At 38.8% G+C, this 22312-nt stretch carries 18 protein-coding genes; 3 read left to right on the top strand and 15 right to left on the bottom strand.

Going from position 1 to position 22312, the window contains the following annotated elements; translation table 11 throughout:
- Window positions 1–898 precede the first annotated feature (898 nt).
- A complete protein-coding gene (locus tag JIV24_RS19155) occupies window positions 899–1600 on the top strand; it encodes a hypothetical protein (RefSeq protein WP_200466693.1) in 702 nt (233 codons plus the stop codon).
- Window positions 1601–2774: 1174 nt separating this feature from the next.
- On the opposite strand, the gene JIV24_RS19160 is transcribed toward JIV24_RS19155, so the two are convergent.
- The 5 genes from JIV24_RS19160 to JIV24_RS19180 all read right to left on the bottom strand — a co-directional run bounded on the left by JIV24_RS19160 (window position 2775) and on the right by JIV24_RS19180 (window position 9512).
- On the bottom strand, window positions 2775–4322 hold the full coding sequence (locus JIV24_RS19160) for a sensor histidine kinase (protein ID WP_200466694.1): 1548 nt from the start codon (window positions 4320–4322) through the stop codon (window positions 2775–2777).
- 1680 nt (window positions 4323–6002) lie between these two features.
- Window positions 6003–7286, bottom strand: coding sequence for an MFS transporter (locus JIV24_RS19165; protein ID WP_200466695.1), 1284 nt, complete (start codon window positions 7284–7286; stop codon window positions 6003–6005).
- Between the two features lie 30 nt (window positions 7287–7316).
- Window positions 7317–7559, bottom strand: a complete 243-nt coding sequence (locus JIV24_RS19170) for a hypothetical protein (protein ID WP_200466696.1) — start codon at window positions 7557–7559, stop codon at window positions 7317–7319.
- Window positions 7560–7907: 348 nt separating this feature from the next.
- Window positions 7908–8762: an SDR family oxidoreductase gene (locus tag JIV24_RS19175; RefSeq protein WP_234445887.1), complete on the bottom strand. Its 855-nt coding sequence runs from the start codon at window positions 8760–8762 to the stop codon at window positions 7908–7910.
- Window positions 8763–8897: 135 nt separating this feature from the next.
- Entirely contained in the window at window positions 8898–9512 is a 615-nt protein-coding gene (locus JIV24_RS19180) for a class I SAM-dependent methyltransferase (protein WP_200466698.1), read from the bottom strand.
- A gap of 218 nt (window positions 9513–9730) precedes the next feature.
- On the opposite strand from JIV24_RS19180, the gene JIV24_RS19185 reads away from it, so the two are divergent.
- The gene (locus tag JIV24_RS19185; RefSeq protein WP_200466699.1) at window positions 9731–11374 is read left to right on the top strand and encodes a M28 family metallopeptidase; all 1644 of its coding nucleotides are present in this window, start codon (window positions 9731–9733) and stop codon (window positions 11372–11374) included.
- Between the two features lie 162 nt (window positions 11375–11536).
- Here the strand turns inward: JIV24_RS19185 and JIV24_RS19190 are convergent, their stop codons facing one another.
- The 4 genes from JIV24_RS19190 to JIV24_RS19205 all read right to left on the bottom strand — a co-directional run bounded on the left by JIV24_RS19190 (window position 11537) and on the right by JIV24_RS19205 (window position 15577).
- Window positions 11537–12667 carry a M14 family metallopeptidase gene (locus JIV24_RS19190; RefSeq protein ID WP_200466700.1) on the bottom strand — a complete coding sequence of 377 codons (1131 nt, stop codon included), beginning with the start codon at window positions 12665–12667 and terminating at the stop codon, window positions 11537–11539.
- A 302-nt stretch (window positions 12668–12969) separates the two neighbouring features.
- Window positions 12970–13569, bottom strand: coding sequence for a MarC family protein (locus tag JIV24_RS19195; protein ID WP_200466701.1), 600 nt, complete (start codon window positions 13567–13569; stop codon window positions 12970–12972).
- Window positions 13570–13654: 85 nt separating this feature from the next.
- A complete protein-coding gene (locus JIV24_RS19200; RefSeq protein ID WP_200466702.1) occupies window positions 13655–14497 on the bottom strand; it encodes a hypothetical protein in 843 nt (280 codons plus the stop codon).
- An 18-nt stretch (window positions 14498–14515) separates the two neighbouring features.
- Window positions 14516–15577, bottom strand: a complete 1062-nt coding sequence (locus JIV24_RS19205) for a CNNM domain-containing protein (protein WP_200466703.1) — start codon at window positions 15575–15577, stop codon at window positions 14516–14518.
- A 273-nt stretch (window positions 15578–15850) separates the two neighbouring features.
- Here JIV24_RS19205 and JIV24_RS19210 point away from each other — a divergent pair, with 273 nt between their 5' ends.
- A complete protein-coding gene (locus JIV24_RS19210; RefSeq protein WP_200466704.1) occupies window positions 15851–16267 on the top strand; it encodes a (deoxy)nucleoside triphosphate pyrophosphohydrolase in 417 nt (138 codons plus the stop codon).
- Here JIV24_RS19210 and JIV24_RS19215 read toward each other — a convergent pair whose 3' ends face one another.
- The 6 genes from JIV24_RS19215 to JIV24_RS19240 form a co-directional block, all read right to left on the bottom strand.
- Entirely contained in the window at window positions 16268–16465 is a 198-nt protein-coding gene (locus JIV24_RS19215) for a YwbE family protein (RefSeq protein WP_200466705.1), read from the bottom strand.
- On the bottom strand, window positions 16465–17976 hold the full coding sequence (locus tag JIV24_RS19220; protein WP_200466706.1) for a TolC family protein: 1512 nt from the start codon (window positions 17974–17976) through the stop codon (window positions 16465–16467). Before JIV24_RS19220 ends, JIV24_RS19215 begins: the two co-directional genes overlap by 1 nt.
- A 4-nt stretch (window positions 17977–17980) precedes the next feature.
- Window positions 17981–19195: an efflux RND transporter periplasmic adaptor subunit gene (locus tag JIV24_RS19225; RefSeq protein WP_200466707.1), complete on the bottom strand. Its 1215-nt coding sequence runs from the start codon at window positions 19193–19195 to the stop codon at window positions 17981–17983.
- 225 nt (window positions 19196–19420) lie between these two features.
- The gene (locus JIV24_RS19230; RefSeq protein ID WP_234445888.1) at window positions 19421–20281 is read right to left on the bottom strand and encodes a 4-hydroxy-3-methylbut-2-enyl diphosphate reductase; all 861 of its coding nucleotides are present in this window, start codon (window positions 20279–20281) and stop codon (window positions 19421–19423) included.
- 1 nt (window position 20282) lies between these two features.
- Window positions 20283–20978, bottom strand: coding sequence for a (d)CMP kinase (gene cmk / locus JIV24_RS19235; protein ID WP_200466708.1), 696 nt, complete (start codon window positions 20976–20978; stop codon window positions 20283–20285).
- A gap of 64 nt (window positions 20979–21042) precedes the next feature.
- On the bottom strand, window positions 21043–22197 hold the full coding sequence (locus tag JIV24_RS19240; protein WP_200466709.1) for a CapA family protein: 1155 nt from the start codon (window positions 22195–22197) through the stop codon (window positions 21043–21045).
- Window positions 22198–22312: the final 115 nt, after the last annotated feature.

Here is a 22312-nt window from a genome sequence, read left to right on the forward strand (position 1 = left end):
GAAGACAACAAAATCTTCAGGCTAATAGAAATGCAGCTTTCAAGTGCTGCCTAATAGACATGGGAAATGTCAGTTACTCATATCATATCTATTTCAACTGTGGGCTTGTTAAATATGAATCTTTCGCAAGCTAAATCGTTAGATTTGTGCGTAAGGGCTTGCAAATGCCCCAAATGTGCGATGCCTTTAGTTGTACAGCTCTCTCTTTACATGAAACACAACTAATCAACACAGCACTCTGACTTATATCATAAAGCCCTTGGTATATATATCGTATAACGTTTTTTATTTAGTATCTATTTTTACGTCATGTTGTGATGCCATGCTTTCAATGCCCCATTTAAAAGTGCACAATCCTTAGCATATAACCAAGTAAATAAACCACAATATATTAAGTAGTCATTTACTCAAATGATAGTAATACGGCTTCCGTAGCTTTAAAATATTCTTCCGTAGGCTTGATTTTGGCTTCCGTAGACTTAATCTGGTGTTCCGTAGATTTAAATCACTCTTCCGTAGGTTTAAAATGGTGTTCCGTAGCTCTGTTTTGGTGTTCCGTAGCTTTAAAATGGTCTTCCGTAGGCCTGATTTAGTGTTCCGTAGGCTTAAATGGCTCTTCCGTAGCTTTGTTTTATTTTTATTTAAGGCTACGGAAGCCATTTCATGTATTTTGTTCGATTTTTCAACAATAATGGCCTTCTATTCTGAGAATGTACATCTTATTTTTATCAGCTAAAGCGAAATCTTTTGGGCAATATCTATTTCACAATGTCATTTATCCGTTCGTATCATAAATAACAATATTGGTCAAATATTTATAGCTATTTATCACATACCGTTAGTTCAAGTTTAATAATTACATAATTTCGGTACTGCGAATTTTTAATCCATAAATTTTATGAAAAAACTAACATTCCTATTTAGCTTCAGCCTGGCTGAACTAGTACAACGAGCCGACAAGGTATTGGCTTTTATCGTACGCGATATGGCACAGTTTGCCAAGTTTGGCTACGACACATCCTTTAGTGATAAAATAAAAGTCGCTGCCGATAACTTACGTGAATTGCTACCCGACGATTACTATGCTGCTCAGCAGAAATTAAAGACCCAATTGAAAAAAAAGAGTCGCCAGCTCCTGGATGACTTAATAAGTGACCTTAAACTACGTGCCAAATATGCACTGGGTGAAAAATCCTACGAATTTCAGACCTATGCCTTTTATAAGCTAAGTAAGATGAGCGATAAAGAACTGGTCACCTTTACGGTACACATTGTTAATACGGCAAAAGGTCATTTGGAGCAATTAGCCACACGCAATGTTGATCAAACCATGCTTGATGCCATCACTGCACAACGTGCCGACCTGGATGATAAAATTGATGATCAGCAGCTAAGCATCAGTGCGCGCCGCGAAATGCGTGTTAAGCGCACCCAGATAGCCAATGAACTGTATACCCTGGTAGGCGAAGCCTGTGATGTGGGCAAAAGCATTTGGGCTCGAAGCAATGAGGCCTTCTTCACCGATTATGTGATCTATGGTTCAAAGAAAGCCATACAGGAAGTGGAGGAATTAGAAGAAATGGAAACGTCTAATGTGTGACTCCAATCAAGAGTGAGGTTGATGCCTTTCCCTGCAATGTATATTGCAGGGATTTTTTATACCCGATTATCTGGTTTTATAATCAAACCCCCTCCCGCCGCAATCGCGACGAACTCCCCCTTAAAAAGGTGGAGAGCTGATTGACAGTTTCGCTTGAGCCGCGGGGCTTATACTTTCTCCTACAGTCGAGAAAGTATACAAAGAGTCCGCTGACGACAGCATTCACTTACCCACTAAAATTTCGTTACAGGGAAGATTTAATGATTCTCAAATCGTGCTCCAAATCTTCCTTTCTTCCACTCAATAAGTGGGTCCCAAGTTACATTGCTGATGTCAGAACCCTTGGAAATTATCGTCTTTTCATTCACTATTCAAAACAGTGTTTTGACAGCGCGGTGGCCTGCCGGAAAGTGAAAGCCAGTGGTGGAGTGAATTATCTCTTCTTTTAATAATTCAATGAAGAGACTTGCCTTTATGTTTGAAAAACATATTACTTCATTAGAATTATAAAGAAGAGATAAGAGCGCGAGGGCATTCTTTCCGGCTAGTCCCGACATCGATTTTGTAGGATTTTAGTTTTAAAATCCACAAAAATCATGAGCGGGATTGTTCCTTTTGGGCAATGCAAAAGGAAGTAAGAATTGGCGCTTCGCCCAAACCAGAGTTACTTTTTCCAGCAGGTGAAAAACTAACGAAAAACCCCGCTGACTAAAGCGCTCACTTACCCACTATTGACTTGCTACGGGAAAGATTTAAAGATTCCCTTTACGTGCTCCAATTATTCATTTGTGTTTATTATATAGGTATTCATGATTTTATAAAAATTCTTTCATTTCCTACGCTTCATCAAGTGGGTCCCAAGTTGCGTTGCTGATGTCAGATCCCTTGGAAATTATCGTCATTTCATGCACCACTCGAAACAAGGTTTCGAATCATTGAAAGGACGTGATAAGAGTGGATATTGCGAATTGGAACAAAGTGGAAATCGTGAATACATAAAAAACAAATGAACAAATGCGGCTTCGACAAAGGAGAAGGAAAGCCTGCAGCAATAAATCCAACTCTGATGCGCAGCAATCACCTCTTTCAATAAGGTTTTTGCAATCCTTTTTTAAAAAAGGATGAAAACCCGTCTGGTAAGACAATCGCTCAAACCGCGATGGCTCATCCCGAACTAATTTCTCATGGCTTCTGCTCTGCCATTATAACTCCATAGTGGTAATGTAAATATAAAATCACTTCCTTGTCCTTCTATACTCTCTACCCACAGCTTCCCATTTAGTTCATTAATAAAATCCTGACACAGCAATAGTCCCAAACCTGAACCTTTTTCATTGGCAGTACCCCTTGTACTTGACTCTGGATTTAACTGAAATAGCTTATTTAGTTGAGTTTTGCTGATGCCAATACCATTATCTGATACGCTCACTTCAACACACGCTTCCTTTTGCATTGCCGATATGTGTATCGCACCTTTTGGTTCTGTATATTTGATGGCATTAGAGATTAGATTTCTAAGAATTGTTTTCAGCAAGTTCTTATCTGCTTTCACTTCAATAGGCTCATTTGTAACAAACGTTAAGGAAATGTTCTTTCCCTCTGCTCTAATTTTTGTTAGGTTGACAACCTCCTTTATAACATCTGACAGCATTAACTTTTCTAAGTGGACACTTAAGGTTCGTGTTTGGAATTTTGCCCAACCAAGCAAATTGTCGAGTAGTATCAACGTATTACTTGCTGTGGTATTAATATACTTTAAGTACTCCTCATGCTCAGAAAAGGAAGTGTCATTTACCCTCGCTATTAAAATATCCGAGAATCCTAATATGTTGTTAAATGGATCACGCAAATCATGTCCGATGATGGAAAAAAGTTTGTCTTTGGTAGAATTTAACTCCTTCAATTCGGCCTTTCGCTCTATTAACGCCAGTTCAGCTTTCTTCCGTTCACTAATATTCCTGGCCAGGGCTGTTACACCAATTATTTGGTTATTGCTATCTTTTATCGGGTTAAAATAACTTTCGTAATAAGCAATATTATCATCTCCAAACTCTCTAACATTCGAATGCGATTCGCCGCCTAAGGCTTTATCAAAATTATTTTTCGCCACTAATATATCTTCTTCATTCGTCATGCACTCAAGCACATTCATTCCTACTTTTACATTCTGATCATAGGCATATTTCATCACATCCTCATGTGCAGAATTGAAATACAGATATTCATAGTTTTTATTTATCGAAAACAGAATCGTTCCCTTTTGACTTTCAAGACTGGCCTTCAACAGTAATTGTGATTCTTTAATAGCTTCTTCATCTCGTCTACGCTGCGTGACATCTCTCCCAAAGAATAAAGCGCCAATGATCTTCCCTTCTATTATGATGGGATTCATAAAAACTTCGAAGTGCAATAATTCATTTTCAGCGTTTAAACGCTCAGTAAATGAGAAGGACTCATTATTTAAAGCTCTGTCATATTTATTTTTCCATGATTCCCTGAGAGATTCCGGCAAAGCAGAAAGAAGATTTACACCAGGCAAAATGCTAATACCAAACTCGTTATGAAACGATGTGACAAAAACCTTATTGGCAAACATAATCTCATAGTTAGTATTGATTGCCCAAACGCTATCTGTCGTATTTTCGAAGATGGATGTTAAATTCAGTTTGCTTAATACTTCCAGATCTTGATTTGATATTTCTTTGGTGCTTTCTTTTTCCATTACCAAGTGATTTTTCCATAGAAGGTATATAATCTTGCTACTTAGGATTTATCCTGTTGCAAATACCAAGTTAAAAATGCACAATACTTAGCATATAAACAAGCATCATAAGTGACAATTTATTAAGCAGCAAGTAACGCAATCATTCTGCCATAAACCAATTATTGATTTCTTACAACGAATCTATTTGAGCCACCTACCAATAACTACAGTGCAACTTGGCTATCAGAACCTTTACGAATGTGATAAAAGCATATTAAATCAACATCAGACACCAGAACGAATACTATTTAACCAATTAGTGAGCGTGTCTTGTTCGAAACGAGATTTCGAAAGATGCGGGAGCATCCGGAAAATCCATTTTTTTTAGGAATAATTTCTTGTTGATACCCCCACAGTCCTGCAGACAGCTCCCCAAGGGAAGCATTGATTGACATCTTTTAAAAATCAATAACATATATTTTTCTTACACAGCAATGTCTAAAGAAAATTTGATTGATAAGGCGTTCGCTCTAGCCACGAGAGCTTATACTTTCTCCTACAGTCGAGAAAGCATACAAAGAGTCCGCTGACTACAGCACTCACTTACCCTTTATTGACTTGCTACGGGAAAGATTTAAAGATTCCCTTTACGTGCTCCAATTATTCATTTGTGTTTATTATATAGGTATTCATGATTTTATAAAAATTCTTTCATTTCCTACGCCTCATCAAGTGGGGCCCAAGTTGCGCTGCTGATGTCAGTATCCATGGATAATATCGTCAGACTCATTCGTCATTCAAAACAACGTTTTGACAGCGCGGTGGTTTGTCTGGCAGTGGAGCCAGTGGTGGGGTGAAAAACTAATTTCGTGATACTTCTTAAAAGGAGCTTGCTTTTGCCTTTGATAAAAGGCTTTACTTTTATTAGATGTATAGAAATTAGTTTGAGCGCGTGGGACATTTTGCCAGACTAGAGTTTTGTTCCTTTTGGGCAATGTAAAAGGAAGTAAGAATTGGCGCTTCGCCCAAACCAGAGTTACTTTTTCCAGCAGGTGAAAAACTAACGAAAAACCCCGCTGACTAAAGCGCTCACTTACCCACTATTGACTTGCTACGGGAAAGATTTAAAGATTCCCTTTACGTGCTCCAATTATTCATTTGTGTTTATTATATAGGTATTCATGATTTTATAAAAATTCTTTCATTTCCTACGCTTCATCAAGTGGGTCCCAAGTTGCGTTGCTGATGTCAGATCCCTTGGAAATTATCGTCATTTCATGCACCACTCGAAACAAGGTTTCGAATCATTGAAAGGACGTGATAAGAGTGGATATAGCGAATTGGAACAAAGTGGAAATCGTGAATACATAAAAAACAAATGAACAAATGCGGCTTCGACAAAGGAGAAGGAAAGCCTGCAGCAATAAATCCAACTCTGATGCGTATCAATCACCTCTTTCAATAAGGTTTTTGTTTCCCGTTTTTCTAAAAAATGGGAATGCCTTCCCGGCATTAGGGAGTTGAAGGTATTATTCATAAAACAGCAGTCATCTACAAACAGCTTTTAATTCTATGCTCACTTCGATTGAAAGGTACCCATCTACGTTGCTGATGTCAGGCCCGTAGGAAATTCAACGGGGTTCTTGGATGGTGCGATGGCCTGCGGAAAGTGGTAGCCAGTGGTGGAGTGAATCCTCTTCATGACTCAATACGATTATAATACCGGTGAAATACCACAGAAGCTATTAAGCCAATAATCGAAAAACACGCTAAAAACCAAAAGGCATGTTGATGTCCTTTAATACCAGGTGCATTCTCAAGCATATAGCCAGTAACAGGCCCAACAAACACATCTGGGGTATAACCAAGCAATGAAGCCAGGCCAACCGCTGTACCGGTGAGATAAAGTGGAATCTGACCTTTTTTCATAATGGCAAAGTATAATGAACGAGTGGCATAAACACCTGTGGCTACAATCAAGGTAGACACGATAAACAAGAGAGGAGCTGAACTAATAATGCTCCCAGTCGCAAACAGGATGGCACCAATGATAGCCAGCACGAAACCTAGTATGAGCATTATTGTGCTTTGCGTACGGTCGGCCAATAAGCCAATAATGACTCCAAGAACCGGACGCATATAAAGCAAAACGGTGCCCACCTGCGCTGATTGAACCGGATCGTATTGCATCACATCATTGGCATATAGGGAGAATAAATCGGTTATTTTATAACCCACATAGGCACAGAGGATAATAATCATTAGCAGCCATACCGATGGCAATCGTAATACTTGTTTAATCTGATCGTAACTAATTTTGTCAATGACAATTTCCTTGGCTGCATAGTTGTCAAGCCTCATAAACCGCCATACCAGTAGGCCTACAAAGGCTACCATACCTGCACATACAAGAATCACCTGACGGAAGGCCGCGCGATTAGTACTGAGGTCGAGCCCTTGATATTCATCGTTACTTATTACAAATGAGAAAACAAGAAGGCCAATGCTTCCAAATAATGCACCAACCAAACCACGACCGCCTTCTAAAAAACCAAAGGCTTTGCCTTGTGAATTGTTGCCTCCCCATAAGCGGGTCGCTTTTATCATGGGTGCCCAAAACAAAAAAATAGTCGTGAATCCCCAATAACCATACAATATCTGCAAAACCAGCAATTGCGGAAAGGTGGCAAATAAGATTCCTCCTATAGCTGTCAGCCATAGTGCAATGGCAATTAATTTGCGAGATGAGTACCTATCGGCTAAAGGTCCACCAAATAAATATGAAAGCATAGCCACAACACCATAAACTGAAAAACAAAGACCTAGCTGTAGGTTATCTACCTGAAATACCTCCAATACTGTTGGGCGAAATACACGTGCCAGTACAAAGGGAAGAATAAAAACCGCTTCGCCAGCCAGGATAAGCAGAAACAGGATGTACAAAGGGGCTTTCTGTGCTGAGGCATCAGATGCATAACTCATGGCCAATAAAGTTTGTTATCATTTTGATATCTATGACAATTGACTCTCAAAGTCCATTTTCATCCTTGCATAGTCGGCCAGTTCAATAAGTAAATTGTAGTAAGTCTCCACCAAACCTTCATCTGCTTTATGTTTGGCTTTACTCATAAACACCTCTTTGAAAATTTCGATGCGTTGCTTAATAAGCTCCATATTTTGTGCTGTTTTACACACTTTAATATCGGATATTATCAGATTTGAAGTATCTATTATTTCGTCAATGCTTAGGTTCATAATTGGTATTTGTTCGTTTGAAATCAATGTTGTCCTAATTATTTTATAACATTGGGCTATTCGCCCAAACCCAACTTACTTTTTGATCTTGATGTCAAAAACTAAGGAAAAAACATCAAGACTACACCTGATTCACTCATAAAACTACGCTTATTTGACTGAAATCGTTTAAACTCGCTTCGCTCAAACAAAAACGATTTTTAAGCGTCAAACAACCTTGTTTCATGGTTCACCAGCTGAGGCCAAAGAAGAACAAGAATTTTAAAAGCAATAGTTTTATTATTTCGGACGCTATTGGATTGAAATCATAAATATAAGCATAAATACGCATGTCATCGTCCGGTTAAATTATTTGCTTAATGATTTAAATGACCTTATCATGTCATGAAGTGATTGATGCTCACGGCCTGCTACTGTCTTATAATCAGAATGCCCATCAAACTTTCCACTGCGTATTCCTTCGTAGATACCGCCAATAACGGTTCCTAAGAACTCACCTAAGGCTGCCTGCCGTTGCTGGGTATAAGCTTCGACTGAAATTGGCTTGTATGGCAAGTTAATCGCATAAGTTTTACTGATGGCTTCGGCCAATTGATACTGAGTAAGAGACTCGCCAAGCAAGTTATAAGTTTTTCCTGTCAGGGTATCGTCTGTCAGTAATTTGAAGTAAGCAAAAGCCAGTTCCGTTCGTGAGGTGTATGCGCACTTTCCATCGGCTGCACTATTGATTATGCCACCCTCTTTTTCATAAGTATCGATGTATTCCAAATCAGGCTCAATGTAAATACCATTACGACCAATGGCCCATTGTAATCCTGAGTCTTTAATATCCAATTCGGTCTGTCGGTTACTGCCCACAACCGGACTAAAAGCATTACCTTCTTCGGCCCCGTAAATGCTGGTATAAACAATCTTTTTAAGACCATTCTCTTTGGCTGCTTCAATAATATTACGATGCTGCTGTATCCGTTTATCGGGATGATCCATACCTGAAACAATCAATACGGCATCCATTCCTTCGAGCGCTTTTACAAAGTCTGCATAACTATTGTAGTCACCCTTTCGAATCTCAACACCGAGTGATTGTGCCTTTTCAGGTGTGCGAGCTATGCCAAGCACATTGTCTGCTCCTGTTTTTTGCACCAGTTCTTTCACTATGGCAGAGCCCAGGCTTCCGCTCGCTGCTGTTACTGCTATCTTCATCACAAGCTCTTTTACGATTAGTATTCATATTTCAAGGTACGTAAAAATCGACCAATAATCTTCATTCGGCATCGGCAGTGATGCCGTTGTGCTTCTTTATAAAAACCGCCTAAAATAAGATTTTCAACCTATTTCTTAGTTAGGTTTTCTTCCAATAAAACGAATCACTGAACCTTCTCCCACATGACCAAAACCTTCGTTAAGATGTCGCATTTCTATTGATAGCTCTACAATTTCATAGTTTCCAAAAGCGTGTTTTATTTCCTCTTTAGAATACATCATTGAGGCATCAGGCGGTCCTCCTAAATCCGGATTGACCTTATTCAATTCGCGATGTTCCTTACTAAAAGCTTCCAGAATGATGTGTCCACCAGGTTTTAAATATCTATCCAATCGTGGATGCATTTCATCCTTAATCTCAGGCGGAAAGTGAACATAGGTCAAACAAATCACATCAAAGGATTCTGCTTCATAGCTTTCTTCCAAAATACCCTTTACCTGGTAGTCGATACTTACGCCTTTAGACGCAGCCAACTTGTCTGCCCGTTCCTTTCCTTTCGAGCTAAAGTCAAAGGCCGCCACCTCCCAACCCAGCTCAGCTGCATACACTGAATTGCGTCCTTCTCCTTCAGCCGGGAATAATACTTTACCAGGTTGAAAGTCCGGAAGTCGTTCCTTTATAAATACATTTGGTTCCTCGCCGTAGGCAAACTCAGCCTGACTATATCGCTCATCCCAAAATTCTTTCATGCTCTTATCATTTTAATTTGATGCAAAACTAACAGAAGGTGCCCATCCTTGTGGTATACAAAAAGAGGATTAGAATGGCCAATTTACCTCAAATTCTATAGAAACAGCCACTGGTACACCTGTATGTTCATGATTAACAATATTGAAATTGCTCGGTTCAATTTGATTAACATTAATAATGGAATCCTATCTTTATCGTCATCTACAAAACCCATATCATGCTTAAACACATTAATAAACTACTGGTTTTTCTACTTCTGGTAGCTTGTCAGGATTCTGAACAGGCACTAAAAGATGCTGAGTTGAAGATATCAACTGAAGCCATGAAAGAATACATTATTGAACTTGGCAGCGATGCCTATCAGGGACGTAAACCTTTTTCAGAAGGTGAAGAGCTTAGCATTAAATACCTTCAAAAATGCTACAAGGCTATTGGATTAGAACCGGCCAATGGTGACAGCTACTTACAAAAAGTTCCTTTAGTAATGGTGAAAGGTCAGGTTAAAACACCATTTGAGATCTCAACTGCACACACAAGCCTATCGTTAGATTCTTCCAATGAGTTTGTCGCTTTTTCGCGTCAGATGGCACCGGAATTGGAACTTAACGCTTCTGAAATGGTGTTTGTCGGCTATGGTATTATTGCACCTGAATACAACTGGAATGACTACGCTAATTTAGATGTAAAAGGCAAAACAGTCGTTGTTCTGGTTAATGACCCAGGCCTGGATTCTGGAAGAGATGACTTTTTTACCGGCAATGCCATGACTTATTATGGTCGGTGGACCTATAAATATGAAGAAGCAGCACGACAAGGTGCTGAAGCTGTTTTTATAATTCATGATGACAAAGGGGCTGGTTATCCATGGTCGGTAGTTGTTAATTCGGCTGCAGTGGCCAAGGTATATCCTGAGTCGGCCAACAAATACGCCGATCGCTGCAAGGTGGAAGGCTGGATTCATCAGTCAAAAGCACGTGAATTATTTTCAGCCATGGAGCTTAACCTTGATGCGCTTATCGTAAAAGCTAAGAAGAATACCGGCAAAGGCTTTGCGTTACCTGCAAAAGCCAATTTATCGCTGACTAATTCCTGGAAAAAAGATGTATCGCACAATGTCATGGGCATGATAAAAGGCACCGACCTGGCCGATGAATACTTGTTTTATTCGGCGCATTGGGACCATTTAGGTATTGGAAAGAAAATTGATGGTGACTCCATTTACAATGGCGCTGTTGACAACGGCACATCGCTGGCCTGGATGATGGAAATAGCCAAAGCTTTTAAAGCCATGCCACAGGCTCCTCGCCGCACTGTGGTATTCTTTGCACCTACTGCCGAAGAATCGGGATTAAACGGTTCGGGTTACTATGCCGATCATCCCATTTTCCCAATTCATAAAACAGTAGCTAATATCAATAATGATTTAATGCTGCCCTTTGGACGATGTAAAGATGTAATGGTAACCGGCTATGGCAAATCCGATTTAGATGATATACTTAAAACAGAAGCCGCGAAGCAAAACCGTTATATTTTACCTGATCCTAATGCCCATACAGGCATGTATTATCGTTCCGACCACTTTAGCTTTGCGCGAGTAGGTATTCCGGCATTATTTGCCCGCGGCAATAACGATCATCGCGAAAAAGGCACCGCCTACATGAGTGAGAAGGAACAATATTGGATTAACAACTGCTACCACAAACCCGATGATGAATATGAGGACTGGTGGGATTTAACAGGTGTTGAAGAAGATGCAAAGCTATTGTTTCGAGTGGGCTGGCATATTGCCAACACTGATGTTTATCCACAATGGAAAGACGGTTCGGAGTTTAAAGCCATCCGGGCTAAACAGTTTGAATAAAAATAAAAGCGGGAGCAACTTTGGTAACTCCCGCTTCTTTTTATCTATATGTTACCTGCTATACAAAGCAAGGGACATTACTTATTATGTCATAATACTTTTGGCGTTTCTCCCAAACCCGAGTTACTTTTTGCAGCAGGTCAAATTTATTTCTTAATGTATTTATAAATCTTCAACAATACTCAGGATTGTAGGCACCAGGCTTTCGCCTAATTTTATTGAACGCTCTGATGACCAACCTAACTCCGTATCAGGAATATTATCGTTTTGTTTAAATGGCATTTCTAGTGTTTGTGATAAACAGTGAAACTCCTCTCCCAGATTTTTTGAACCGATCTGCAGGTTCGCTTTTCCAGACTCATTCTGTGGATAACCATGATCGTTTTGCATATCGGGATTAAAAGCCATCCAATTAGTTATGAAACTATCGGTCAAGCGACTTAGCTTCTCATTAAACGATGGAATACCTTCGATACCCGACAAGAAACAATAAGGTAAGCCTTCATCGCCATGCACATCCAAAACAAAGTCAACACCTGTTTCTCTCATCTTTTCTTTGGTGTAATATACTTCCGGACTGTTTTCAATACTTGGCTCGGCCCATTCGCGGTTATAGTTAATGCCATTAGCATTCACACGCAAATTACCCAGGATACTACCATCAATATTCATGTTGGGTACCAGGTATAAATTAGCTTTTTTCAATAAGCTAAGCGAACTGGCGTCTTCTTCATCGAGCAAGCGATCGATTAAGCCCAACATAAACCACTCAGCCATTGTTTCACCGGGATGCTGACGCGCAATCACCCATAATTTCTTTTTGCTTTTATCGCCATCGCCAATCCTCAGAAAATCAATCGGACGTCCTTGTGTGGTGTGCCCAATGCATTCAAGCGTACATTTGGGAGATAGTTGCGCAGAATTAACCAAATCGAGGTGTTGTTCGTACGAAAATGGTGAAAAATAGGCAATATAAACCGAATCATGCTCGGCCGTCAATTCCAAGCTCAAGGTGCTCCCATCGTATGTAGTCGGAATTTGAAACCATGTTTCCCGATCGTACGATGCACGTGCCTGATAGTTATCCCAGCCATCGGTATAAGCAGCGTCACCAGCATTTAGCAAATTTAACTTCAGGCTCTGATCTTTTACATCCTGTAGTCTGAAATAAAACCACTGCAAAAAGTCTGAATTGGTATCTTTTCGAATCTTAAGCTGCACATCAGCTGGATTTTCGGCATTGACGACTTCAATGTTTCCGGCATCAAAAGTGGAGGAGATTTTAATACTCATGAGTTTTTAGTTTGTTGTTGAATTAGATAGATAATTCGTTACAACACATGTATTGTAATAATACATAGTTGTAGCGATTAAATATAAACATATCCAACCTACCGGACAAGAAAATAGAGTCGTGTTAAGAGATGGCACAATTTGTTTCGGCATAAATCTGCTCAATTTATGAGTGATTGAATAATGCTTCTCAAATTATAGACTCTAGAAATTAGGTAAGCCACACAACATCTCACCGCTCGCCAAATAATGATTCATTGTGGTATAAGGAGTCACATAACGACATATCAAATGACTATTGGCTATGCTTTAATGCCACTGATAAACTCCATTACAATATTGCCAAAATTGGTCATAAAGAGCTTAACAGCCATCGCAAGTAATATGATCCCAAAGAATTTTTTCAGAATATAGATACCGCCCTGACCGATAACGCGTTCAACAAAATTGGATGATTTTAAAACGAAAAACACCACAACAATATTTAGAAAAAGTGCAATAATGATATTGATAGTTTCGAATTCGGCACGTAATGAAAGCAGGGTGGTAAATGAACCTGCTCCGGCAATTAAAGGAAAGGCAATGGGTACAATGGATGCTCCCGAAGGTGAATCGTACCTGAAAACTTCAATTCCCAATATCATTTCAAAGGCCATTATCAATAATACAAAAGAACCTGCAATGGCAAAAGATGATATGTCAACACCAAAAAGCCCGAGTAAAGCTTCACCAACAAATAAAAAGATAATAAGAATGGTAAAAGCAACTGATGTGGCCTGAAATGCTTTAATAGGACCACTCTTCTTTTGCAAGTCAAGTATAATAGGTAGCGAACCCAATATATCAATAACCGCGAACAGGACAATAAAGGCCGAAATAATTTCCAGGTAATGAATTTCCATAGCATTAGGTTTTTGGCAAAGGTAAAATTATTTTAACGTGTGATATATGAGTTTTGTGATGAGCCCAAAACAATTTGCGCAAAGCTTATTGCGCGAAACGCATAAAAAACTCTTCGGTATCTTTAATATCCTCCAGATTTAAAATGTAGCATACTTTACTAATATCTGAGAAATCCAATCCGCCGGTTTCAACAGCTTTATTGTTATATCGCCCTTCCTTTCCGTTATATTGCAAACCCAAGTCTACAGCGAGCTGCCATATTTCAATCAAGTTGCGATCCTTTAATTTGTCTTTCCAATGGTTATATCCCGGTGTTCGGAAACCGGGTGTTCCATTGCCCTCAGCGTTCCCATCTTCAATTTTTAAGTAGTTGGTCTTTTCCTTTACGAAAAGTAAACTTTCAGGTGCAGTTACTTTCTCATTCCAATCACTGTGTTGCACAATCGTAATGCGATTACCAGTATCAACCTGGGGCATTTCCTTCTTTATTAAGTTGACATGGGCAGCCGAAAAATCTGATTGGCCTGCCTCAGCTATCCACACATTAGCGCCATTATTAAGAGTTGATTCAACAATAGCATATACTTCGTTCAGAGCCTTCTTAAAATCACTATCAGCATCGGACCATTGCTTGCCAAAGGCCAATTGAAACAAATCGTTAGGTGGAACATATAATCCTTCCTGAATGCCATAAGTACCAGCTACCGCGTGAAAATTGATTTCGGAATAAGTCTCCGACCTTAAAATTATCGCCATCGCAGCAACAGAATGTAAATCATCAACATCGGTTTTACAATCGAAATGGGCCAACAGTAAATCCTTTTCAATATTAAATCGCCGGTTGTTAGTTACTTTTGAGCCAGCCTCGCTTTCACTTTGCCCCAGGAGCAAAAACAATATAAATAGTATTAGAATACGTGTATTCATCTAAGGAGTTATTATAAGTTAATCTTCTTTATTAAAACTACCCAACTGATCGTATTTTGCCTGGCGGGTTTTCCAACGTTGGCGTGCATACTCCTGCATATCGGTGATAGTGTCGGTTTCATCCACTATTTCCATACCTAAAAGAGTTTCTATAATATCTTCCATGGTGACAATGCCATCCAATCCACCATATTCATCAACTACAAGCGCAATATGCTCCTTTTGCTCCAGCAACTTTTCCCACAATTCAAACAGTACAATGGTATAAGGAACAATGGTAATTTTCCGTTTAATATCTTTTAGTTTTAATCCATGCTGATCTTCGGCCAGTTTTTCAAATACCGACTGTCGAAACACATATCCACTAATATTCTCATCGTCACCTGAGAACACGGGAATTCGCGAAAAACGCAGGTAATCTTTGTTCTTCAGAAAATCATCCATCAACATATTTTCATCAGCAACAGCCACCACTACACGAGGTGTCATTATTTCTTTTACCGTAACGTTTTTAAGCTTTAAGAGGTTTTGAATGATACGATGCTCATTGTTTGAAAAAACACCTTCATCGGCCCCAATATTGGTTAAAGCTGCAATTTCTTCGCGACTCGTGGTTTGTTCTTTTTTGTTACTGGATATTAATCGTGTGATAACGGCTGACATCATGACCAAGGGGTAAGTCAAAAACACCATGCCGCGAATTGTAAGAGCTGAAAAACGCACCAAATGACGCCAATATTTAGCACCTATGGTTTTAGGAATTATCTCGGTGATAACCAGAATTAAAATGGTTAATACAGCTGATACTATCCCGAATGAAGCCTCGCCAAAAACTTTAATGGCTTGTGCTCCCACACCGGCCGCACCAATCGTATGTGCCACTGTATTTAATGAAAGAATGGCTGACAGGGGCTTATCGATATTGACTTTTAACTTGATGAAATTTTGAGCCCACGTTTTACCTTCTTCCTGTTTCACAATTAAAAAGGATTGGGGTGTAGATAATAATACGGCTTCCATAATAGAGCACAAAAATGATACGACTAAGGCAAGTGAGAGATAAAGTAGCAGTAAAACCATAGTTTAAAACAAATTATTTGACGATTCGATTTAGGATAGTATCTCCTTCAAAATTATTTTATTTTTCTTCATAACAGGCATCTGTCAGCATTAAATTGTTTTTTTTGAGAGATACAACAGCTAATGCACACTAGTTGTCGTGCAATATTGATGTACGACATCGTTATACCATTGACTTGCACTTTTAATCGGTTTTATTATTTTTACAGCCACCTATACCAATATCACACAAAGGCTTCTTAAGCGGAAGTCTTGCCAAAGTTTTGAATTGAAATGATTTCTACAACCAACGAAGTAAGACAGGTTACCTGTGCCATTATAATAGATAATGGAAAAATTCTTGCTGCACTACGCAGTCGTCAAATGAGTGAAAGCTGGAAATGGGAATTTCCGGGAGGTAAAATTGATGATGGTGAAACGGCCGAAGAATGCATCAAACGTGAAATTACCGAGGAGTTGGCCTTAAACATTAGCATTACTGAACGATTGACATCTGTCATTCATACTTATCCATCAAAAACCATCGAACTGATCCCATTTATTTGCACCATCAACGGAGGTACCCTTCACGTGGTAGAGCATGAAAAAGTTAGTTGGTTTGAACCAGAAAAATTAAAGTCTTTAAACTGGGCCGAGGCCGATTTACGGATCATCGACAAGGTAATTGAAAAGGTGCAGGTTAAAGTTTAATTACTCTTCCTCAATCTCCTTCACCCTACCAACACTACCATCTTCGAGGCGCACTTTAATGCCGTGCGGATGATACTTACTGCTGGTGAGAATATCTTTGACAACACCATAGGTTAATTCGCCACTTCGCTGGTTTTGTTTGAGTACAATAGCTACCTCAATGCCTGTTTGTATATTTTTTCTTTGACGTCCGTCCATTATACTTTATCATTTGGTTTATCTTTTATTAAGCCTTTAAGTAGTGGGTTATCGTACATGATTTTCTGTCCTTTTTCAAAATCATACAGTGTTAATTCACGTAAACGATAATAAGCTAGCCAGTATGTTTCTAATGATCGGATATAATCACGCTTGGCTTTTTCTCTCTCCGAAAGAGAAATATTCAAATCGGTAATACTTATCTCACCATTCTGAAATTTTTTCAAAGCAATTTGATAACCATTTCCTGCTACTTTATCAGCCTCTTCGGCAATTTCAAGCTGTGCTTTTAGAAGGCTGAATTGTTCCACTTGCACAATAACGGTTCGTTCGAAGTTCTCACGGTCACGTTGTACGTCAAATACGACCAAATCACGCTTACTTTCGGCCAGCTTTACATTAGATGTCGATTTCCCCCAATCAAGTAATGGTATCGACAAAGATAGTTTAACCATTTGTTGTTTCTCCGGTTCATCATATACACCTGGGATATCAGGAGCACTGTTGGATAAACCATAGCTTCCTCTTAAGGTGGCTGCTAAACCATTGCCTCGTTTAGCATGTGTCAAATCTCTATCTGCTTCAATGAGTCGTCGCTCATACTGAGTAGTTTCTTTCCTGTTTTCCAGCGCTTCATTTAAGGCTATCTCCGGATCAACTTTAAACAGAAACATATTGAGTGGCATCACTAGCTCTATATTCGTTTCCTGCTCAAGACCAATATATGATTTCAATTCAAAATCGGCGTTCTTCAAATCCATACTGGCTTGCGTCAGTGACTTTTGAGCTGTTAATACAGATAATCGAATACGCGAATAATCATTCTCTGAGATCGCTCCCAACTTACGTTTTGTTTCAGCAATACGCAGGTTATCCTTACTGTTCGACAAGTTATTATCTGCCAGTTTATAATTGGTTTGAACTTTCAGATATTTAAAGAACTTATAGGTGGCATTTCGTGAGATTTCTTCAATCGTTTCAACAAAGTTTTTTTGTGCTTCGTCATATACCAAAGGCTCTGTTTTACGTGACCATTTCATCCAGTTATAAGCAAAAATGGGTTGGGTAAATCCGACTACAAAAGGATCGCCAGAGAAATTCACATCATCTTTAATTAAATCCTGTACGCGGTATAATGAGCTGGATGCATAAATTCTTGTTCCGGTCTGTGGGATAGATTGATTTAATGATAAGCGAGCATTTCCTTGCAATGATGATACATGACGAAACTCAACACTACCATCTGGTTGTGTTACTGCCCGTGTTCGTTGATTGTAATTTGGCAAATCGCCATCTAATATTAACTGAGGTCTGAACTGTGCCTGAAAATTCTTATAGCGCCAAAAATAATTTTCATATCTATTTTGGGCATATTTAACCGATGAAGACTGGTTGACAGCTAAATCAATAACATTACCTAAAGTCAAATTTAGTTTATTCAGATCGATAGATTGCGCCTTTACCGAACACGCCAATACGAAAACTAATAACACACTACCAACTACTCTCACAACTCTACCTTTTAAGTTTTTCAACACTTACTGAAGTCTCATCTTTCACGCTCGAAACAGTTGAAATAACCACTTCATCGCCTTCTTTTAACCCTTCTTTTATCTCAATGTAGTCATCCGTAACCAGTCCTAATTGAAGCTCCTGCTGCTCGGCACTATCCTCATTAATCACATAAACGCTTTGCACCTTTTTATCCGAAATCATATCCCCTTTCTTCAAACGCAATACATCATATCGTGCTCGTTTTACAATCTGCAAATCAACACGCTGGTTTGGTATTAACTTGGGGTGATTATTATCGATCAGGTGCACTGAAAAGGATATATTATCTCCTTCTACCTTTGGCGTTACAGTACCTATGCGACCTTCCAAACGCGTGTTATCAACAATTACATAAGCCCTACGGCCTGTTTTGATGATTTTCTTCTCTTTGGAACTTATAGAGGCTCTGATTTTAAAACGTGTTAAGTCTGAAAGCGTAACTAATAACTTATCTCCAGAAACCTTCTCGCCCTGTTTGGCATGGATTGCTAATACAATACCATCAGAAGGAGCTTTCACCTCCATTCGTTGAAGTAGTTCTCTTTGCTGTTCCAACTGCTTCTGTTGTATCTCAATTTGTAATAAAAGACCTTTTTCATCTGCTGCCAACTGTTGTAATCGGATAGAATTCTTCTCTTGTACTAATAGCAATTCCTTTTCGGCCAACACCAATTCTTGCTTCGTTTTATCAAACTTTGCTTGTGATATACCTCCTACTTCCAATAATTGCTCCTGATCAGCAATAACTGATTTGATCGATGATATTTTAAGTTTTTTCGTTTCAACACTGTGCGATAAGTCTGCTTTTGTACTACGTGCTGTTAAACGAGTTTTCTCTAAACTATTTTGTTTAACTGCTAATTGGTCATTTAATTGTTCTATTTTATCCTCAACAGCATCTGTATCTAATAAAAATATCACCTCACCTTCTTTGACCTTTTGCCCCGGTTCTTTTCGTATTTCTGTAATAATACTGGCTGTTGGACTCAGCAGTAGCACCTCATTAGCAGGTTCAACACGCCCTTCTGTAGTTTCCCAGGTTTCAATATTACCCTTGTCAACTACATAGGTTTCATAAGTTCCACTACCCGAATTAGATTGACAGGCTATTAAACCAATCATTAAAATGCCCAAAGAAATGTTACGACATCCCTGCCCAGAAATAAAACGATTCATAAAATATTTACTTAATTAATCCCTTTTTAAGGGCTTTATATCAGATTGACACAAAAATAGCAGTTAGTTTTGATAATTAACGGTATAATCATGTTCTAATTACAAGGTGATATTACAAAAAGAGTACATTTTACCTTTTTAAAAGCAATATCCCATCATAATTTGGTCAATGCTACCATGTACGAGGTATTTTTATATTAGTTCGTCAAACAATTGTAATAAATGTTAATGAAGCACCCGGATGCTTTCTGCCACTTCTTCCATTAACCATTTAGGAGTTGATGTTGCTCCACAAACGCCTACGGAAATATTAGGATTATCAAACCATTTATTCTTCACTTCTTGGGGCGTAGATACGAAATAACTGTTTGCATTGGCTTCTTTACATGCCTGAAATAAAACTTTGGCATTACTACTTTTATGACCTCCAACGAACACCACCACATCATATTGAATAGCAAATTGTTTAATGCGAGGAACACGACCAGTTACTTGCTTGCAAGTTGTATTATGCCATTTAAAACCAGCTTTAGTCTTGTCTTCAATGGCTGCTGCAATTTCCTTGAGTAATTCGGGCGATTTAGTCGTTTGGGCAAATAGCTCAATATCTCGATTAAAATCAAGTTGCTCAATATCCGAAAGCTGTTCAATAACAATTGCCTCATTATTAGTTTGTCCCTCCAAACCAATCACTTCGGCATGGCCCTTTTTACCAAATATTACAAGCTGACCATTAGATTCTTGCAATTTTTTATAAGCTTTTTTGATGCGCTGCTGTAGCTTTAAAACTACTGGACACGTGGCATCTTTGAGTTGCAATCCGGCATTTGAAACTTTCTGATAGGATTGTGGTGGTTCGCCATGTGCCCTGAATAAAACCGCCCCATCTTTAAGCCCATTTAACTTTTCACTATTAATGATTGACATACCAAGTGAACTCAGTCGTTTTGACTCGGCTTCATTATGAACGATATCGCCAACACAATAAACCTTTTCTCCACTCTTCAATAGCAATGATGCAGCTTCAATAGCCTTTTGTACACCAAAGCAAAATCCTGAGTATTTGTCAATCACAACCTTTATCATACTAAGCCAGGTTACGCTCTTTCAACACATTAATAATCCACTCTAGCTGTTCTTCTTTATTAATGTGACTATTGTCGAGTACCACGGCATCTTCAGCTTGCATCAAAGGACTTTCTTCACGGGTGCTGTCAATATGGTCACGTTGCTTAACATTCTCAAGAATGGCATTAAAATCTACTGCCTCTCCTTTTGTTGTCAATTCATCAAAGCGACGCTGCGCTCTAATCTCAGCTGATGCAGTCATAAATAATTTTAGGTCAGCATCAGGAAATACAACGGTACCAATATCACGACCATCCATGACAATACCACCTTCTTTGCCCATTTCCTGTTGTAATTCTACTAATCTCTTTCTGACAAAACCAATTGCACTAATGGCACTCACATTATTACTTACCTCAAGACCTCGTATTTGCTGCTCAACACTTTCGCCATTCAGAAATGTTTCATTCAATTTTTCTTCTGGCTGATATTTAAAAGAAATATTAATGTCGCTTAAATCCTGCAGCAAGGCTACTTCATCAATTTTGCCATCAACGATCATTTTATTTCTCATCGCAAAAAGTGTTACAGTCCTATACATTGCTCCGGTATCGATGTATACAAAACCTAATTCTTTTGCCAAATCTTTAGCTACTGTACTTTTCCCACACGATGAATGACCATCAATGGCTATTATTGCCTTTTTATCCTGCATTGTCTTTTATATTGAGCCTGCAAATTTAGGAATAATGATGCAATGCACAATTTTTAAGTCAATACTAATTAGTTTGTATCTTGGATGGTGTTTTGATAGAAAACGCAGGCATTTGCATTCCTTGTAGTTCTTGGTTACTAATAGTAAAGATTCGCTCTTTTACACCAAGGTTGTATTTAAGAATATCACGAGCTTCTGATAGATATTCCTTCATTCTGTTTCTGGCCTTTTCTTCAATCCAATCATCATCTTTGTGCCGTTGTGCAGGAAGTACGTAAAAATGCTTTTTTCCGGCCTTTACAGGCGTATAAACCCAAGTTAATTGATATTCGGCATTAGTTACTTTTGTTACTCCTTTTTCCTTTGTGATTTTAACAAACAATAACGCGGCTCCATCCCTGGGCTTAGGTCTTTGATTTGATATGAAATTACCCATACTGTAAGCTACCAACTGCGGATTCTTATTATCACTCGATACTTTCATCGGTTGTAATACGTGCGGGTGAGAACCTATAATTATATTCACTCCTTTAGACTGAAGAAATGCCGTTAACTTCTTTTGTTCGGGATTTGGCTTCGTTTGATATTCCCATCCCCAATGGGTACAAACTACAATCTCATCTACACCTCTACGCTTAGCCAAAGTAATATCATCTGCCATGTTAGTTGTATCGAGCTGATTGACAATATTTGGACTTTGAACTCTTATACCATTCGTTCCATAGGTATAATTAAGCACTGCAATTTTAAACCCTTTGGCTTCAAGAATAAGGGGATTATTCTTTACCTTATCTAAGGAGTCCTTAAAGACACCGGTTCGAGGAATTCCTTTTAAATCTAATACATCACAAGTCCTCTCCAATCCATACTTCTTTCTATCAACACAGTGGTTGTTTGCCATAACTAATGCATCAATACCTGCATGTTTAAGAGCATCAGCTATAGTATCAGGGGAAGAAAAAGTCGGATAGCCTTTGTAAGGTTCACCGGCTAATGTTACTTCTAAATTCGCAATTGCTAAATCAGCAGATTTAATATCATCCTTAATGTATCTGAAACAGCTATTATAGTCATATTTATTACTGCTCCCTATTCTGGCACTGTTAATCTGTGAGTCGTGGCCCATCACATCGCCCATAAACACCATCGTTAAAGTCTCTTTTTCCTGACTTTGAGCTTTTATTACGAATATTGTCAGTATTAATAAAATATAACGCATACAGTCCATTTAGGTGCTTAAAGATAAATGATTAAACACAAAAAATCCGATACTCATAATGAATATCGGATTTCTCTAAAAAAAGGCGGCGACCTACTCTCCCACTTCTACGCAG

It is taken from the genome of Carboxylicivirga marina, assembly GCF_016612505.1.
Taxonomy (GTDB): domain Bacteria; phylum Bacteroidota; class Bacteroidia; order Bacteroidales; family Marinilabiliaceae; genus Carboxylicivirga; species Carboxylicivirga marina.

Coding starts and splice junctions, on each gene's coding strand:
- JIV24_RS19155 (WP_200466693.1), top strand. CDS start 899: ATGAAAAAACTAACATTCCTATTTAGCTTCAGCCTGGCTGAACTAGTA.
- JIV24_RS19160 (WP_200466694.1), bottom strand. CDS start 4,322: ATGGAAAAAGAAAGCACCAAAGAAATATCAAATCAAGATCTGGAAGTA.
- JIV24_RS19165 (WP_200466695.1), bottom strand. CDS start 7,286: ATGAGTTATGCATCTGATGCCTCAGCACAGAAAGCCCCTTTGTACATC.
- JIV24_RS19170 (WP_200466696.1), bottom strand. CDS start 7,559: ATGAACCTAAGCATTGACGAAATAATAGATACTTCAAATCTGATAATA.
- JIV24_RS19175 (WP_234445887.1), bottom strand. CDS start 8,762: ATGAAGATAGCAGTAACAGCAGCGAGCGGAAGCCTGGGCTCTGCCATA.
- JIV24_RS19180 (WP_200466698.1), bottom strand. CDS start 9,512: ATGAAAGAATTTTGGGATGAGCGATATAGTCAGGCTGAGTTTGCCTAC.
- JIV24_RS19185 (WP_200466699.1), top strand. CDS start 9,731: ATGCTTAAACACATTAATAAACTACTGGTTTTTCTACTTCTGGTAGCT.
- JIV24_RS19190 (WP_200466700.1), bottom strand. CDS start 12,667: ATGAGTATTAAAATCTCCTCCACTTTTGATGCCGGAAACATTGAAGTC.
- JIV24_RS19195 (WP_200466701.1), bottom strand. CDS start 13,569: ATGGAAATTCATTACCTGGAAATTATTTCGGCCTTTATTGTCCTGTTC.
- JIV24_RS19200 (WP_200466702.1), bottom strand. CDS start 14,497: ATGAATACACGTATTCTAATACTATTTATATTGTTTTTGCTCCTGGGG.
- JIV24_RS19205 (WP_200466703.1), bottom strand. CDS start 15,577: ATGGTTTTACTGCTACTTTATCTCTCACTTGCCTTAGTCGTATCATTT.
- JIV24_RS19210 (WP_200466704.1), top strand. CDS start 15,851: ATGATTTCTACAACCAACGAAGTAAGACAGGTTACCTGTGCCATTATA.
- JIV24_RS19215 (WP_200466705.1), bottom strand. CDS start 16,465: ATGGACGGACGTCAAAGAAAAAATATACAAACAGGCATTGAGGTAGCT.
- JIV24_RS19225 (WP_200466707.1), bottom strand. CDS start 19,195: ATGAATCGTTTTATTTCTGGGCAGGGATGTCGTAACATTTCTTTGGGC.
- JIV24_RS19230 (WP_234445888.1), bottom strand. CDS start 20,281: ATGATAAAGGTTGTGATTGACAAATACTCAGGATTTTGCTTTGGTGTA.
- cmk (WP_200466708.1), bottom strand. CDS start 20,978: ATGCAGGATAAAAAGGCAATAATAGCCATTGATGGTCATTCATCGTGT.
- JIV24_RS19240 (WP_200466709.1), bottom strand. CDS start 22,197: ATGCGTTATATTTTATTAATACTGACAATATTCGTAATAAAAGCTCAA.